Source organism: Confluentibacter lentus (assembly GCF_002806995.1).
GTDB classification, from domain to species: Bacteria; Bacteroidota; Bacteroidia; order Flavobacteriales; family Flavobacteriaceae; genus Confluentibacter; species Confluentibacter lentus.
This window is the reverse complement of the sequence record NZ_NIHE01000002.1, coordinates 341,626-358,172: the sequence shown is the minus strand read 5'-3', so window position 1 is coordinate 358,172 and position 16,547 is coordinate 341,626. Positions and strand designations below refer to the sequence as shown.

12 protein-coding genes are annotated in these 16,547 nt (G+C 32.6%); 4 read left to right on the top strand and 8 right to left on the bottom strand.

The window, feature by feature from the left end:
- Window positions 1–68 precede the first annotated feature (68 nt).
- Window positions 69–2,591: a translocation and assembly module lipoprotein TamL gene (tamL, locus tag CDH50_RS05485; RefSeq protein ID WP_100610948.1), complete on the bottom strand. Its 2,523-nt coding sequence runs from the start codon at window positions 2,589–2,591 to the stop codon at window positions 69–71.
- Between the two features lie 247 nt (window positions 2,592–2,838).
- On the opposite strand from tamL, the gene CDH50_RS05480 reads away from it, so the two are divergent.
- Window positions 2,839–3,591: a TrmH family RNA methyltransferase gene (locus tag CDH50_RS05480; protein WP_100610946.1), complete on the top strand. Its 753-nt coding sequence runs from the start codon at window positions 2,839–2,841 to the stop codon at window positions 3,589–3,591.
- Between the two features lie 57 nt (window positions 3,592–3,648).
- Here the strand turns inward: CDH50_RS05480 and porT are convergent, their stop codons facing one another.
- A complete protein-coding gene (porT, locus tag CDH50_RS05475) occupies window positions 3,649–4,374 on the bottom strand; it encodes a type IX secretion/gliding motility protein PorT/SprT (RefSeq protein ID WP_100611264.1) in 726 nt (241 codons plus the stop codon).
- A gap of 4 nt (window positions 4,375–4,378) precedes the next feature.
- Complete coding sequence (gene ubiE / locus CDH50_RS05470; protein WP_100610943.1) at window positions 4,379–5,104, bottom strand: bifunctional demethylmenaquinone methyltransferase/2-methoxy-6-polyprenyl-1,4-benzoquinol methylase UbiE; 726 nt, start codon at window positions 5,102–5,104, stop codon at window positions 4,379–4,381.
- Between the two features lie 187 nt (window positions 5,105–5,291).
- Here ubiE and trkA point away from each other — a divergent pair, with 187 nt between their 5' ends.
- Both trkA and CDH50_RS05460 read left to right on the top strand, forming a co-directional pair.
- Complete coding sequence (trkA, locus tag CDH50_RS05465) at window positions 5,292–6,641, top strand: Trk system potassium transporter TrkA (protein WP_100610941.1); 1,350 nt, start codon at window positions 5,292–5,294, stop codon at window positions 6,639–6,641.
- Window positions 6,642–6,731: 90 nt separating this feature from the next.
- Window positions 6,732–8,225: a TrkH family potassium uptake protein gene (locus tag CDH50_RS05460; RefSeq protein ID WP_198513436.1), complete on the top strand. Its 1,494-nt coding sequence runs from the start codon at window positions 6,732–6,734 to the stop codon at window positions 8,223–8,225.
- Between the two features lie 19 nt (window positions 8,226–8,244).
- On the opposite strand, the gene CDH50_RS05455 is transcribed toward CDH50_RS05460, so the two are convergent.
- The 3 genes from CDH50_RS05455 to CDH50_RS05445 all read right to left on the bottom strand — a co-directional run bounded on the left by CDH50_RS05455 (window position 8,245) and on the right by CDH50_RS05445 (window position 13,803).
- On the bottom strand, window positions 8,245–10,884 hold the full coding sequence (locus CDH50_RS05455) for a T9SS type B sorting domain-containing protein (RefSeq protein WP_100610937.1): 2,640 nt from the start codon (window positions 10,882–10,884) through the stop codon (window positions 8,245–8,247).
- A 613-nt stretch (window positions 10,885–11,497) separates the two neighbouring features.
- Window positions 11,498–12,682, bottom strand: coding sequence for a pyridoxal phosphate-dependent aminotransferase (locus CDH50_RS05450; RefSeq protein WP_100610935.1), 1,185 nt, complete (start codon window positions 12,680–12,682; stop codon window positions 11,498–11,500).
- Between the two features lie 20 nt (window positions 12,683–12,702).
- Window positions 12,703–13,803, bottom strand: a complete 1,101-nt coding sequence (locus CDH50_RS05445) for a fatty acid desaturase family protein (protein WP_100610933.1) — start codon at window positions 13,801–13,803, stop codon at window positions 12,703–12,705.
- A gap of 141 nt (window positions 13,804–13,944) precedes the next feature.
- Between CDH50_RS05445 and rsmG the strand changes: the two genes are divergently transcribed.
- The gene (gene rsmG / locus CDH50_RS05440; protein WP_100610931.1) at window positions 13,945–14,574 is read left to right on the top strand and encodes a 16S rRNA (guanine(527)-N(7))-methyltransferase RsmG; all 630 of its coding nucleotides are present in this window, start codon (window positions 13,945–13,947) and stop codon (window positions 14,572–14,574) included.
- Window positions 14,575–14,581: 7 nt separating this feature from the next.
- Here the strand turns inward: rsmG and CDH50_RS05435 are convergent, their stop codons facing one another.
- Complete coding sequence (locus CDH50_RS05435; RefSeq protein ID WP_100610929.1) at window positions 14,582–15,538, bottom strand: tetratricopeptide repeat protein; 957 nt, start codon at window positions 15,536–15,538, stop codon at window positions 14,582–14,584.
- Window positions 15,539–15,590: 52 nt separating this feature from the next.
- Window positions 15,591–16,502: an SMP-30/gluconolactonase/LRE family protein gene (locus tag CDH50_RS05430; protein ID WP_100610926.1), complete on the bottom strand. Its 912-nt coding sequence runs from the start codon at window positions 16,500–16,502 to the stop codon at window positions 15,591–15,593.
- Between the last annotated feature and the right edge of the window lie 45 nt (window positions 16,503–16,547).

The window sequence follows — 16,547 nt, the reverse complement described above, 5'->3', positions numbered from 1 at the left end:
CTTGATTTTAGCCCATGAAAAGCTTAAAAAAGGCGAAAACGTTATAGTGTAAGTATTTAAAAAATAAGTTAAAAAGGGTAGTTTATACCTATGTTGTAAACAGCGTTGCCAAAATTATAATCTTTAAACCATCTATCACCACTTGGATAGGATGGATCATAAGTTTTAAAACCAACATCAAAACGAAATACAAAAAAGCTAAAATCGTAACGCAGGCCAAACCCAGAGCCAATGGCAATATCTTTTAAAGAGCTTAAGTTTTTAAAAGTGGCTCCTTCTGTCGTAACGTTGTCCATAACATTCCAAATGTTCCCAGTATCAACAAAAAAGGCACCATTCAAGCTTTCAAATAAGTTAAAGCGTTGCTCTACGCTAAAAGTAAATTTTAAATTTGCTTCGTTAAATTCATTTAAACTTTGAGAACTTCCAGGCCCTAAATTATAAGCTGTCCATGCTCTATTATCGTTAGGTCCCCCTGCAAAGAAACTTTTTGAAAAAGGAATGCTATTAGAATTCCCGTATGGGATGGCTATGCCAAAAAAGGTTCTCATGGCAAGAATATTCTTTTTACCTAAATTCCAATGTTTTACATAATCCAATTCTGTTTTCACAAATTGGGAATAGGCTACGTTGAAAATTTCATAATTGTTGTTTTCATTTTTTTCGAGACCTATAAGTTTTGAAGCAGTGGATAGCAGGTTTCCTGCCAACTCTAATTTAAATCTGAAAATTGAAAAGTCATCATCAAATAAGTTGGTTCTTTCATCATTAGTAAAACTAAAACTAGATGAAATAATCAAGTTGTTTTCGGTTAGCCTGTTTTTTCTTTCGCCTATATTGTTAATGGTTCTAAGCTGATTTTCTGAAATGCCACCCGGTGTTGGAGTTCCTAAAGCGTATGCGATAAATGTATCTGCTTCCTCAGTGATTAAATCCTCATCTGCACCAATGTAATTAACATCTTTTGCTATTTGATTTAACGAATTAAAGGATGTTCTGTAAACGTCAAAATATCTGCCTACATTTAAGTTTCTTACATATTGCAAATTAAAAACATCTAACCTGTTGGTTACTTTTGACGATGGCCTCCAGTTGAAACTTACAATACCATTAAAGGTCTGTTTGTCCAGTCCAATGTTGGTTTGACTGGTAGTAGATAAACTCATTCTAGTACTGGGCGACATATATTTTGGCACAATGCCTTCCGTATAAAAAGGCGTGAAAAATCTAGGTATGGTTAATTTTAAATCAACACCATATTCATTGATATCAAAAAACGGGTCATTGGGATTGTTTTTGTCTTTTGAAGAACCTATAGCTCCAATAGCAGAAATCTCAAAGGTTTCGGCACCTCTAAAAATATTTCTGATTAATAAGCTTGGATTTAATGACAATCCAATGGATTGAATATTACTTTGCGAGACTTCGGTACTAAAGCCTAAACTGAATTTTTTTAATGGTGTTAAACTAATGGTGGTGCTAAGTGTGTTATCGGAATTCTCTGTATATTCAATGTTTGGATATTTAAAAGTGCGTAATTCATTTAAATATGTATAAGTTCTCGTCCGGTCTAAATCCCTAAAAGTTTCTCCACGGGAGATAAACACGGCATCTGTTAGAGCCTTTGGGCGGTAACGCATTTTACCATAACTATATAACTTGAAACTGTTATAGGAAATAGAATCTTGATATGGTTTTCCTTCGTTTTCAAAAGTATAGTCTGTAATTATTTTTACCTCATCAATAGTGTAGACTTTAAAAGGAACCCTCACGGTGGTATCTTGAGTTCGTATGGCTCTGTCTTGTATTTGGATAGCAACATTCACTTTTTTATTGGTGCCTATGGTATCCATTTCCATGGTTATGTAATCTTGACCGAAATGAAATATGCCCATATTACGTAATTCAGTTGAGATCCTGTTGCGCTCCATTTCAAAATTTGCCGTTTTATATTGCTCGTTTTGCTTTATTAAAGAATTCTTTTTAATGGATTTTTTGTAAAGTGTATCTATTATTGGTGTTGAGATTTCTTCCGAAATAGAGTCAATAATGAATGCTTTGCCTGTTTCTACTTTATATTCTATATCGGCACTTTTATTTTCTTTTTTTTGAATATCGTAAGACGCTTCAACATCAAACCATCCGTTGTTTATGTGATAAGCTTCAAGTCTTTTAACCGAACTTATGGATTTGTTTTCATCAACGATTACTGGGGCTTGTCCTGTTTTTTTTATCCATTCATTAAAATTAGTACGAGACTGGATGTATTTATCCAATTGTTTTTTAGATAGAATATTTTCTAAGTTTTCCCGGTGCTTAGGGTTTTTGTCAAGATTTGCATTTAAAATGGAATCTATATTTGGTCTTGCCAGATTATAGAAGTGAAGTCGTAATGGAAATCCTAAAATTTTTTGATTTGGTTCTTGGGAAATTAGATTGGTTATGGTTTCGCTTTTGTCTTTTTTACCATTTACATAAATGGTATTGTTGGTAAGCAAATGCTCATTTTCAGCAACTCTTTTTGTACTATCACAAGATACTATGTATATTGTGACAATAAATAATGCTATTTTTGAGAGTTGATTTTTCATCTGCTAATTTCTGTTTTTTTTAAATTGGCAAGATGCAATTAGTATGCTGAACATGATGTTTATTTTTGAACTTTTCATTAGTCATTTTAAATGAAAAATTTTAATTAATTAAAGTTGAACGATTTCATTTTAAAACCCATTTAAAGGATTGTTAAATGATTTTATACAGATTCAAAAATACTAATATTTCATCTGTTTATGTCGATTTTTTAGGACTAGTCATATAAATTAAATTAAACCCAGTATTGTGGCGCAATCACTATCAAAAAACCAAATAAAATTAATAACTAGCTTAAAACAAAAAAAGTATAGATTGTTACATGGTTTTTTTGTGGTTGAAGGTATTAAAACGATTCGTGAATTGTTAAGCTCTAATATACAACTGGATACACTTTATACAACTGAAAGTTTCAATAATGGTGCCAACCCAGATATTTACAAAGATGAAATTTTAATTTCTGAAACCGATTTAAAACGGATTAGTTTTTTAACCACGCCAAATAAAGCGCTTGCTATTTTTAAAATACCAAAATCAAAACTCATTGATACAAATGAATTGATAGTAGCTTTAGATGATATAAGAGACCCTGGAAATTTAGGAACCATCATTAGGCTTTGTGATTGGTTCGGGATTAAAGATTTGGTTTGTAGTAATGAAACGGTTGATTGTTTTAATCCGAAAGTCGTTCAGGCAACTATGGGTTCCATATCAAGGGTAAATATTACTTATGTTGATTTGCCATCTTTTTTAAAAGAAGCTGAAGTGCCCATTTTTGGAACTTTTATGGATGGTGAGAATGTTTACAACAAAAGTTTGTCCAAAAACGGTGTTTTGGTTTTAGGCAACGAAGCCAATGGAATTTCTAAAGATATAGAAGGATTAATAAAAGAAAAAATAGCAATTCCTAGATTTGGTAATATTCAAGCTACCGAAAGTTTAAATGTTGCAACCGCAACCGCTATTTTACTAAGTGAATTCAGGAAAAAGTTTGTTGTTTAGTTTTTTTGTTGAGCTACAGTTTATCAACTAATCAACAAACAACATCACGACAAACAGTTATTGAAATGTGAAGTTTATAAAAACCGCTCTTGTTTTCATGCTGTTAATATTACTTGTCCATGGACTATTTGGGTCTTCGTCTGGCACAAGCTCATCATTAATGCTAAATGCGCCTCTAATGGAAGGGGTAAACTTAAAATTATACAAATAAAAATCAATACCAAACCCTAGCTCGTAGAATAGTGTGTTCTTTGTGGTTCTAAACTGTCCGTTACTGTTATCATCGGGGTTATTTTCATTACTGGAAAGATTCAGTGCTGTTGAAAACCCGCCAACGATGAAAGGCTTAAAGTTGTTAATGCGTTTGGTGGAAAATTTAACCAATAAAGGCAAATGGATGTATGTGGATTTCACTTCACGCATTAAATCAGAACTTGAAGGACTACCACTAAAATAAGTTTGACTGTAATATAACTCTCTTGTTGAAATTAATAAACCAGGTTCCATACGTAAATCGATATAGTCATTGATTCTTAAATTCCCAATAAGGCCAACATTAAAACCAGTACTCCGTTTAACATAAATATCCCTTAAATCTTGATTGTAGTCAAAATTGAAATCGTAGTTGTTAAAACCTAAAAAATAGCCCCACCTTAATAAATTATTATCTGTTGAGCCTCTTCCTTGATTCGCGTCATAACTCACTTTTTCTTTTCTGAATAACTGTGCGTTGGAAGTTTGCAAAATGAACAAAAACGATAATAATATAAAAAAGTGTTTCATATAATTATTTTGATGACACATATATGGTAGCCACGCCAAAGGTTTGCGGAAAATCTTTAACACTAATAAACCCAATTTTACGTAAAATATTGTTTAAAGCCTCTCCATATGGGAACATAGAAGCCGATTCGCATAAGTATGTGTAGGCACTTTTGTCTTTTGAAAACAGGCGTCCAATAACTGGCAATATGTTTTTTGTGTAAAAATTGTATCCTTGTTTATAAGGTGTTTTTGTTGGTATAGATGTTTCTAAAATAACAAAACAACCTCCAGGTTTTAAAACACGAAGAATTTCTTTTAAGCCATTTTCCAGGGTTTCAAAGTTTCTAACTCCAAAACTAACTGTAATGGCATCAAATGTATTATCCTCAAAAGGCATGTTTTCAGAATCACCTAAAACCATCTCAATTTTATTGTCTAGGCCTTGTTTTTTAATTTTTTCTTTTCCAATTTCTAGCATACCACTGCTAATATCCAAACCAATAATTTTAGTGGCATTGGTTTTGGCTAGGGCAATGGCTAAATCGCCAGTTCCCGTAGCTATGTCTAAAATGATTTTAGGATTGGTTTCTTTTACAATATGGACTACTTTTTTTCGCCATTTTATATCAATTCCAAAGGAAATAACTCGGTTTAAACCATCATAGTCACCAGAAATGGTATCAAACATTTTTGTAACCTGTTCTTTTTTCCCTAAATCGCTATTCTTATATGGTTTTATCTTTGACAAATCACTATTTTTTTGGCAAACCTACATAATTTATTTCATCTTTTAAATTTCTATTAAAATCAAAATAATTATTATGTATGTGGAAAATAAATTATTTATAAATATTAAACAACTCTGTGATAAATAATTGTAAAACGTAGTATTTAATTTATAGTATATTTGTTATACTTTTTATGATACTTAACAGATGAAAATAATTATTGCTGGTGCTGGTGAAGTAGGGTTCCATTTAGCCAAATTGTTGTCTTATGAATCCCAAGAGATAACTTTAATTGATCCAAACAAGGCAAGTTTAGCATACGCAGATACACATTTGGATATTCGGGTTATTAAAGGTGATGCCACATCTATTGCTATTTTAAAAGAAGCGCGTGTTGCTACCTGTGATTTATTTATTGCCGTAACATCAAGCGAAACAACAAATATTACGGTTTGCGTTTTGGCAAAACAATTGGGCTCTAAAAAAACCATTGCTAGAATCTCCAATACTGAATTTATAAAGCATAAAGAAGAAGTTGGATTTACAAAATTTGGCATTGATGAGTTGATTTCTCCAGAAGCCTTAGCGGCTTCAGAAATTGAATTGTCACTAAAACAATCGTCTTTCAACGAAAATTACGAGTTTGAAGGTGGAGCCCTTACTATGGCTGGTTTAACACTTTCTAGATCGGCTTCATTTGTTGGAAAAACCGTAAAGGAAGCCGCCGAAATATTTCCCGAATTACATTTTGTGCCTATCGCTATTCAGCGTTTTGGAACACAATTCACCATCATTCCTCGTGGTGATACTAAGTTTAAACGTGGTGATAGTGTGGTTTTTATTACTTCTGAAGGTGGTGCCGATGAACTTTGTAGACTTACAGGAAAAGTTAATAGGACGATTAAGAATGTTATGATTTTGGGCGGTACCCTAATTGGTTATAAAACAGCAAGGGATTTAAGCGAAAAAGATTTTAATGTTAAATTAATAGAAGAAAATAGGGATAGGGCATTTGAACTTGCGGAACAATTAACTAGGGTTTTGGTAATTAATAGTGATGGACGGAATGTTGATTTATTAGATGAAGAAAACATTTCAGAAATGGATGCTTTTATTGCGGTTGGAGCAAATTCTGAAACTAATATCATGTCTTGTTTGGTTGCCAAATCCAAAGGGGTGAAAAAAACCATTGCCTTGGTTGAAAATATGGATTATTTTGAACTGTCCCAATCCATAGGAATCGATACGTTAATTAATAAAAAATTGTTAGCAGCCAATAATATTTTTAGGTATATACGAAAAGGAGAGGTGGTCGCCATGACGAAACTCAGTAATTTAAATGCAGAGTTATTGGAATTTGAGGTGAAAGCAACATCGGCCGTATGTAATAAAACCATTAAATCCATTGATTTTCCTAGAACAGCTATTATTGGAGGCGTCATTAGAAATGGTGTTGGTATGATAGCACTTGGGAATTTTAAAATTCAAGAGGGTGATCGTGTTGTTGTTTGTTGTTTACTTCAATCTATAAAAAGAGTAGAGAAATTTTTCCTTTAGTAGATTAATTCGCCCTAAACTCAGAATTGTTTTTATATTTCAAAGATTTTAAAGATATAGGTATATCAGTGGCAAATAAAAATTATATAATTGAAACTTAACTACAAAATCATTTTTCATTTTCTAGGATTGCTATTATTGTTTAATGGTGGTTTTATGTTATTATCTGCCCTTATAAGTTTTATTTATAAAGATGGCGTAACATTTCAAATAAGCTTGGCAGGTATTGTAACCTCGGTTGTTGGGGTAGTAGTTATGCTACTTACTAGAAGCCATAAAAAAGAAATTAATAAACGCGAAGGTTATATTGTAGTTGCTTTTGGATGGGTTATTATGTCATTGTCTGGCACATTGCCATATGTTTTAACAGATAGTATTCCCAATTTTACAAATGCTTTTTTTGAAACCATTTCTGGTTATACAACAACCGGAGCTACTATTTTAAATGATATTGAAGTAATACCCAAAGGTGTTTTATTCTGGCGTAGCACCACACATTGGATTGGTGGCATGGGTATTATTGTCTTGGCAATAGCTATTTTACCTTTGTTAGGAATTGGAGGCATGCAACTTTTTGCAGCGGAAGCCCCTGGACCAAGTGGTGATAAATTGCATCCCAGAATTACTGATACCGCAAAACGTTTATGGTTAATTTATTTTGGTTATACCATTGCAGAAACGTTATTGCTCAATCTGGCAGGGATGTCTTTTTTTGATGCCGTCAATCATTCTATGGCAACTTTATCAACTGGAGGGTTTTCTACAAAAAATGCAAGCGTCGCTTATTGGAACCATCAACCAATTATCCAGTACATCATTGTTTTATTTATGTTTTTGGCAGGTTCTAATTTTGTTCTTAGTTATTTTGCATTTAAAGGAAAAATTCAAAAAATCATTCATGACGAAGAGTTTAAACTGTATTTTAAATTTGTACTTGTTTTTACAATAATTGCGGCTCTTATTATCTATTTTAGAGCAGATGTATCTATTTCGTCAATAGAGCACCCTATGGTTTGGGGAGAAGCCGAAAGTGCTTTTAGACATGCTTTGTTTCAAGTGCTATCAGTTGTAACTACTACAGGTTTTATAACCGCAGATTATACATTGTGGACACCCTTTCTGGTGGTTTTCTTCTTCGGACTTATGTTTTTGGGTGGCTCTGCAGGAAGTACGGCAGGTGGTGTGAAAGTAGTAAGGCATTTAATCCTTATTAAAAATGGCTTTTTGGAATTTAAAAGGACACTACATCCAAATGCCATCGTCCCCGTTCGTTATAATAATAAGGCCATTAATAGATTTATTGTTTTTAATATTTTGGCATTCTTTATTCTCTATATGATTTCCTTTATAATTGGCGCCCTGGTGTTTTCTATGTTTCAAATAGATTTTCAATCTTCAGTGGGCTTATCTGCTTCAAGTTTGGGCAATATTGGCCCTGCACTTGGTAATTTTGGCCCTGTTAATAATTATTCGGCATTACCGCCATTAGCAAAATGGTGGTCTTCTTTTTTAATGCTTATTGGCAGACTTGAGCTGTTTACGGTGCTTATTCTATTTACACCTTTCTTTTGGAGGAATAGGTAATTTTAATTTGGGATTTTATTTAATACTTCAAAGTAAAATGTCCCATTTTCACAAACGTTTTATTTTCAATATCTATTAAAGTGGCCTTATACCAATAGTCATTGGATTGAAGAATTTGGCCATTAAAAAGTCCGTTCCATCCATCTTGGTTTGAAGAGAGATCCATATAGCAAAGGACTTTTCCATATCTGTCAAAAATATAAATATCTGCCGATAGAAAAAAATCTTCAGAAATACCTTCTATCCTCCATGTGTCATTATAGCCGTCGCCATTAGGGGAAAAGAATTTAGGAAAACCAATAAAGTATGTTTTAGTGCTTATGGGATTTTCACAATCATTAATATCTTTAACATAAACAGTGTATAAGCCAGCATTTACATTATTAAACGTATGTGCTTTGCCATTGCCAAAATAGTTAATACCATCTATAGAATACTCGTAGCTACTATTTCCAGTCACAGAAACGTATATTTGGTTGTCTCCAGATTTTACTTCTTTAAAAACCACTGATTTAGGGGGGGTAATGCTGAAATTTTTAGTTAGAGTACACATCAAATCATTTTCGGTTTTGTATACGGTTACAGAATAATTTCCTGGTTCGGACAATTCTATTGTTTGATTTGTAGAAATAATATCTCCGCTACTGTTTAGCCATTCCCAGAAATCATTGCTCTCGTTTGCATCAAGTAAAATGGAAGGTTTTAGGGCACAAATAGTATATGTTTTTTCAATATCCAATTCAATGGAATCGTTAACAACTATTTCAAAAGAACCTATCCCAGCACAATCATTATTTTCGGTTTCAACTCTTACCCAAATAGTGGACGATGCGCTTTCATGGCTTATCCATAAAGGGTCTGTTTTGGTTTGGGCATCATTAGAGGATGCATAAAAGTTTATTTCAGAAGATGTAGGAATGTTGAATTGTACCCGAATCTCTTCAGCCTTCAATTTGAAATCGAAACGACCTTCTTGATTATCCCATTTGAAATCTGAATTTTCACACACGTATATCGGCAGGATGTTTGTCAGCTCATTATAAATGGCCTCAATGAAAAAATTGCTTATAGTATAACAGTCATTAGGAGTTGTAATTTTCACAAAAAGTTCCTCTAGGTTATTGCCATCAAAAGAAGTTGTGTAATTTTCTGGATTTTCTATTTCATTTGATTCATTTACAGCATCGTTATAGGAATGGAAAAATGAAAATTCAAAACCCCTCTCATAGTTTAAAACTTTATCTTCAATATTGTTTAGATTTATTAAAATGATGCCATCGTTATCAGTATCGCACTCTAAAAGTCTTTCGTTTGGAGCAATCTCAGGGACAGGATATGCTTCTACTTCCTTAAAGACTTCATTTGTTTGGTTGTTGAAATTTATGGTAGCTTTTACCATATAAGTTCCACTTGCGGTATATTGATGGGTTGGTTCAAAATCAGTTGATGTAGAGCCATCCCCAAACTCCCAAAGAATGGAGTCCAAGGGCGCATAGGTATCAGTTGTAAATTCAAATGGTTCATTGTAACATTTATTTTCAGTAATGATCCTGTTTCTTAAGAATGATGTCACAAAATTTGGGAGGCCTTTAAGGGAAGCATGGGGATTTAATCCAACAGAAAGATTTTCGAAACCAGAATTACCCACTAAATCTTCGGGATCATTAATAACACTTAACCTGTTGGCGGAAGTAGCTATATATATTTTGCCGTTTGTGGCCAATTGTAAATCACCATAACCTGAGTATCTGGATAGAAATTCTTTTTCATACATACGGTCATTATTGTTAAAATCATATTTAAACAGTAATCCACTAGCGGTGAAGTATAATAATTTTGAATCTTGTGAAAACTCTAAGCCATAAGGGTTCGCTCTGCTAAATGGTGTGTTTGGGTTAATAGTTGAATTATAGGCAATAGTGGAATTGCTAATGTTGTAATCATATAAATAGATGTAATTTCCACCAAAATCTGCTATAGCAATTTTTTCACCATTAGGAGAAATTTTTATGGCACCACCCAAAGAAACCAATTCTTTTTGCTTGGATTTAATCGGTGTTCTATCCACACCGTTTTCTGATACTTTAAAAATAAAAAAAGTATCTTTTGGGGCATTTGCTGAGTCTGATGCGAATGTAATTACTTTAATGGAATCAGCATGATGTATGGCGCTTACACGTTCACTCGAATTATGTATTAGCCTTATGTTTTTAATGGTTACGGACCCTAAAGGATTTGTATTAGAAAATTTAACTTCAGAAAAAAAGAAACCAGTCGTTAATATGGGATTTGTGGATGGAACAGATCTCGTGCAGAATATAAAATATGTGTCAGGATCATTTGGTTTAGGAACAATTAGGGATGATTGGACTCCATTTATGTCTCCAGCTAAATTTGTACCATTTTGCATGATCTCATGGTTTCTATTCCATACAGTTTGGCCATTTGTATAAAACAATAAGTTTCCATCGGTGTCTGATATAGTTGAACATCCTGCTGGGGTTACCATAGCTCCATCTGCTAAAACATTTACTAAGCCATCATTGAAATCAAGTCCTGCATTTTCTCCAAAATACCAGTTATTGGCTTCATTTTGAGAAAAGGAAGTTAATGAGCCAAATAAGACTAAAAGTAATAATGTAAATTTCAATAAACTCATTAATTTTATATGAATATGGTCACCTTTTAAGGTGTTAAATTACAATATGTCACCATATTATCAGAATTTATTGGGTCTTTTAACGTGTTTAGTCGTTGTATTTATTAACTCTTTAAATTTTAAATCAAGTTTTTGCGAAATTAAGCGAACATTTTAAGTGTATTTGTTTATTCATGTAAAAATAGCTTTTTGTTATTCATTAATAATTTTAGTGGAGTATTAATTAGTCGTTTAAATGTTTTTTGATGATGAGTTTTAAAGTTGATAGCCATCAAGAATGGATAGTACTGATGGTTTAATATGTAAAAGCAATTATTCTCAGGGTGTCTTGCCTTAAGCATTATTTAATAGAATCTTATAATAATTTGCAAGAATTGTATAATATAATATAAGCCAATTGATATTACTTTTGATTGAAGTTATATGAACTAAAAGAATAAACTGTCTAGAATTATTAAAGGCATGACTTGTATTAGTTTGGGAATTAAAAACACGTTAAAACCTCTAGGCAGTTTTTATTATAAATTGAATTTTTAAAACACAGTAAAGATTATCTTTATTACATAAAAAAGCCGCTAATATTATTAGCGGCTTTTTTATGTAATAAACTTTGTTAACTAACAGCTTCTTTTATTCGCTTAATGGCTTCAATAATTTGTTCTTGTGAAGCAGCGTAAGAAATTCTAATACAATCTGGATTTCCAAACGATTCTCCATCTACAGTAGCAACCAAGGCTTTTTCTAATAAAAACATGGAGAAATCAGAGGCATTGTTTATGGTCATGCCTTTTATTGTTTTTCCAAAGAAATAAGAAATATCTGGAAATACATAAAAAGCTCCTTCCGGTGTATTGGTTTTAAAACCTTCAATCTCACTAAGTAACCCAATGATTAAATCCCGACGTACTTTAAACTCATCTATCATATATTGTACTCTAGATGGTGGTTCATTTAAGGCAGTTATCGTCGCACGCTGGGCAATACAATTAGCACCACTAGTAATTTGTCCTTGCATTTTGTTGCAGGCACGGGCAATTTTTTCTGGGGCACCAATATATCCAATACGCCATCCCGTCATAGCAAATGCTTTGGATACACCGTTTACGGTAATTGTGCGGTCGTACATGTCTTCGAACTGAGCCATACTAGCATGCTCACCTACATAATTAATGTGTTCGTATATCTCATCAGAAACCACATAAATGTTAGGGTATTTTACCAACACATCAGCTAAAGCTCTTAACTCTTCTTTACTGTAAATAGATCCGCTTGGGTTGCAAGGCGAGCTAAACCAAATCATTTTAGTATTTGGTGTAATAGCAGCCTCCAACTGGGCTGGAGTCATTTTAAAATCCGTATCAATAGATGTTGGAACTTCAACAGGAATGCCGTCATTAAGTTTTATAAGATCGGCATAACTAACCCAATATGGGCAAGGGATAATCACTTCATCACCTTTGTTGGTCATCACTGCAGCAATATTTGCCAAAGATTGTTTAGCTCCAGTTGATACAACTATTTGTGCAGGTGTATATGTTAAGTTATTATCACGTTTAAACTTAGTGATAATAGCTTGTTTTAACTCTACATAGCCATCTACTGGCGAATAAGAATTATAATTTTCATTAATAGCCTGTATGGCGGCGTCTTTTATAAAATCGGGGATATGGAAATCTGGTTCGCCAAGGCTTAAACCAATAATGTCTTTTCCTTCAGTTCTAAGCTCTCTAGCTTTAGCGGCCATTGCTAAAGTTGCAGACGTAGCCATGTTTAAAATTCTATCGGATAGTAATTGCATTTAATAAATAATAATATTGGTTAGACTTGTAAAGCTGGTTTCATGCCCATGTCCCTTAGGTGTTTAAAATGGGCTACAATGGCTTTACGGGTTGTTTTATATTCGTTATATGGTAAGTCGAATTCTTTAGCTGTTTCCTTAACTATTTTAGATATTTTAGTATAATGAACATGGCTAATATTTGGAAAAATATGATGTTCTACCTGATGGTTTAAACCGCCAGTAAACCAATTGACGACTTTATTTTTTGTACTGAAGTTAATGGTTGTTTTAAGCTGGTGCACTGCCCAAGTATTTTTCATGGTGCCATCGGCTTCAGGTAAAGGCATTTCGGCCTCTTCCATTACATGTGCTAATTGGAACACTACACTCAAAATCAAGCCAGCTGTGTAATGCATTATAAAAAAGCCGATTAGTATTTTCCACCAGGCAATATTTAAAATAAGCATAGGGATAACAATCCAAATACTCACATAAATCACTTTTGAAATGACAAGTTTGCTCCAGTTCCAAGTCGGGTTAGGGAATTTGCCATATGAAAGTTTACGTTTCATATAACGCTTCATTTGCATAAAATCAGTAGTAATAGCCCAGTTAATGGTCAATAAACCATATAATAAAACGGAATAATAATGTTGAAATCTATGGTGCCATTTCCATTCAGAATGTTCGGTAAAACGTAAAATACGCCCAGCGTCTAAATCTTCATCATGTCCATGAATATTGGTATATGTGTGGTGTAAAACATTATGTTGTACTTTCCAGTTATAAGTGTTTCCAGCAAGAATGTAAATGCTGCTTCCCATCAAACGGTTTATCCAATCTTTATTAGAAAAAGAGCCATGGTTGCCATCGTGCATCACATTCATGCCAACACCTGCCATGCCAATACCCATTACAATGGTCAATAATAATTGCGCCCACCCAGGGATGTTTAATGTTAATAATAAAAAGTAAGGAGTTAAAAACAGCGAAAACATAACAATGGTTTTTACCCAAATTTTCCAATTTCCAGTACGTTTTATGTTATTCTCTTTAAAATAATCATTAACACGTTTGTTAAGCGTTCTAAAAAAATTTGCAGAATCTGTTCTTGAAAATGAAAGTGCTTGTTTACTCATGCTATTAATTTAATATGATATTCAGTTTTGGCGTTATACCATAGGCGATGCAAAGATAGGTATAAACCAGTTTATACTAATAACGTTTTTTATTAAATTTATGATTGTAAAAAGTATATTTTTGCTGAAAATTTGAAGTAAATGGAGCTTATTTTAAAATATTTCCCACATCTTACCGATGACCAAATAACCAAATTCAGAGTATTACAGTCGCTTTATGAAGATTGGAATTTAAAAATCAATGTGGTTTCAAGAAAAGATATTGATGAGCTTTATTTGCGGCATGTTTTACATTCGTTGGCCATTGCTAAATTCATCAGTTTTAATGATGGAAGCAAGATTTTAGATGTGGGTACTGGTGGCGGTTTTCCTGGTATTCCACTAGCCATTTTGTTTCCAGAATGTTCTTTTCATTTGGTTGATAGCATTGCAAAAAAAATTAAGGTTGTTGACGAGGTTGTTGAAGGATTGGACTTGAAAAACGTAAAAACAACCAATAGTCGTGTTGAAGATATTAATGACAATTATGACTTTATAATTAGTAGGGCCGTAGCAGCTATGCCAACTTTTGTTCATTGGACAAAAGAAAAAATAGCTAAAGAACAAAAACATGTCATTAAAAACGGTATTTTATATTTGAAGGGCGGCGACTTAGAAGATGAACTAAAAGATTATAGAAACATTCAGATTTTTAATTTAAGTGATTACTTTTCTGAAGAATTTTATAAAACCAAAAAACTAGTGTACCTGCCTTTAAAATTCAAAGGATAAAAGTGTATTACAAAGTATTTAGTTCTTTAAAAATATCATTAAAATAGAAAGATTGATTTTTATACCAATAGGTGTTACTAAATACTTCAGCACTATTATCATTGGGCGTATTCGGACTTATAATGTTTTTTGCCTTCTGAAAATTTATCTTGGCTTGTAATTTATCATTGGCCTTGTATTGTGTCATTGCTAATCCTAGATATGCATCAAAGTCTAAAGCATCAAATTTAATAGATTCTGTAAAAGCTGTAACGGCAGGAATAAATTCTCCCATAAAAAGATGGGTTACACCTACGTAAAAATAACATGGTAAATTATTTTTATCAAGTTCTATGGCCTTATAAAAATCGGCTTGGGCTTCTTTATAATAATTAATACTTAGCAGTGCGATGCCACGAGTGTAAAAGGCATTGCTATCTGGATTTAATAAAATGCTATTCGCAAAGTTGTTAAAGGCTTCTTTGTAATCTTTAAGTTGCATGTAGGCCATTCCTTTTTGGTTATAAACATTAGCATCACCAGGGAACATATTGGTAATTTTATCAAAATCGGTAATGGCATCCTTAAATTCTCCTAAATAAACTTTTGTTAGTGCTAAATTATAAATAGCTTCCAAAAGTTGTTTGTTTAATTCCAATGCTTTGGTGTAATCTTCTTTTGCTCCTTGATAATCTTGTAAAGCAAATTTACAATTGCCCCTATTATAATAAGTATCGGCATCTGGTTTGTAAAATATGACTTTTGTATAATCTAAGATAGCCCCATTGTATTCACCTAGATTATATTTTGCAAGACCTCTATAAAAATAAGCATCCAGATTTTTGGGTTCTAATTGAATGACTTGGGTAAAGAGTTCGATTTGCTCATTAAAATTTGTTGACTTTAAGCCTTGTCTTAATAACTTATTTGCTTGACCAAAAGATAGTAAAGGAAATATAATAGCAATAAGTATACATTTTCGCATGGCTTTTTTATTTATAAACGAATAACTAAATTAAAAATTATAATCTTTTAATTTATGCCTTGTCTACACCTTTTACATTCATTTTTAAGGTGTAATTAGTAGTTCTTGATGTAATAAAAAGAATATTTCGTTTTTTACCACCAAAACAAACATTGGTTGGTGCTTCTGGAATGGTGATTTCTTCTAATGTTTCCCCGTTAGGACTAACAATTATTACTTTGTTTGCAGTAGTAAAGTATATGTTTCCTTTATTGTCAATGGTCATTCCATCACTACCGTATTTGGCAAACAAAGTTTTATTGGATAACAAACCATTTGGCAGAATATCATACTTGAAAGTTTGCCTTGCTCCCATATCCGCAACATAAAGTGTTCTTCCGTCGGGAGTTCCAATAATACCATTAGGGATTCGGTAATCGTCTAAAACTCTGTATATGTCACCTTTAGGACATAAATAGTAAACTCCCTTTGTATCTTGTATTTCTTTATGGTCTTTGTCCCAAAAAGGTCTTTGCCAATAAGGATCTGTAAAATATATTCCATGCTTAGGGGATATCCATAAGTCATTTGGTCCATTAAGATGTTTGCCATCGAAATTTTCAAAAACAATATGAAAATTTTTGTTTTTATCAAAAAAACCTATTTGATTATTTTCTTCTGCACAAGCATATAATATTCCTTTATTGTCAAATGAAAGACCATTAGCTCTTTCGGCGTTATCCGTGTATAAAGAAACCCCTTTTTTTTCGTCCCAAATATAAATTTTGTTTTCAGGTTGATCTGAAAAATAAACATGACCTTTTTTATTAACGGAAGGCCCTTCTGTAAATGCAAATTTATAGTCAGATTTAACCAATTCTAATGTTGCATTAGGGGCAATTATTGATTCTTTTTTTTCAGATTGAGCAAAGCAATTAAGTAAAAGCGATAAGGCAATCGGTGTTGCGAATTTTAGTTTAATCATTTTTTTATCTATAAGTTTCAAGCAATAAAACTAATAAATTTTAGT

Bases quoted from the DNA above. Each gene is read 5' to 3' on its own strand.
- rsmG (WP_100610931.1), top strand. From the start codon at position 13,945: ATGGAGCTTATTTTAAAATATTTCCCACATCTTACCGATGACCAAATA.
- CDH50_RS05430 (WP_100610926.1), bottom strand. From the start codon at position 16,502: ATGATTAAACTAAAATTCGCAACACCGATTGCCTTATCGCTTTTACTT.
- porT (WP_100611264.1), bottom strand. From the start codon at position 4,374: ATGAAACACTTTTTTATATTATTATCGTTTTTGTTCATTTTGCAAACT.
- CDH50_RS05435 (WP_100610929.1), bottom strand. From the start codon at position 15,538: ATGCGAAAATGTATACTTATTGCTATTATATTTCCTTTACTATCTTTT.
- CDH50_RS05450 (WP_100610935.1), bottom strand. From the start codon at position 12,682: ATGCAATTACTATCCGATAGAATTTTAAACATGGCTACGTCTGCAACT.
- tamL (WP_100610948.1), bottom strand. From the start codon at position 2,591: ATGAAAAATCAACTCTCAAAAATAGCATTATTTATTGTCACAATATAC.
- trkA (WP_100610941.1), top strand. From the start codon at position 5,292: ATGAAAATAATTATTGCTGGTGCTGGTGAAGTAGGGTTCCATTTAGCC.
- CDH50_RS05445 (WP_100610933.1), bottom strand. From the start codon at position 13,803: ATGAGTAAACAAGCACTTTCATTTTCAAGAACAGATTCTGCAAATTTT.
- CDH50_RS05455 (WP_100610937.1), bottom strand. From the start codon at position 10,884: ATGAGTTTATTGAAATTTACATTATTACTTTTAGTCTTATTTGGCTCA.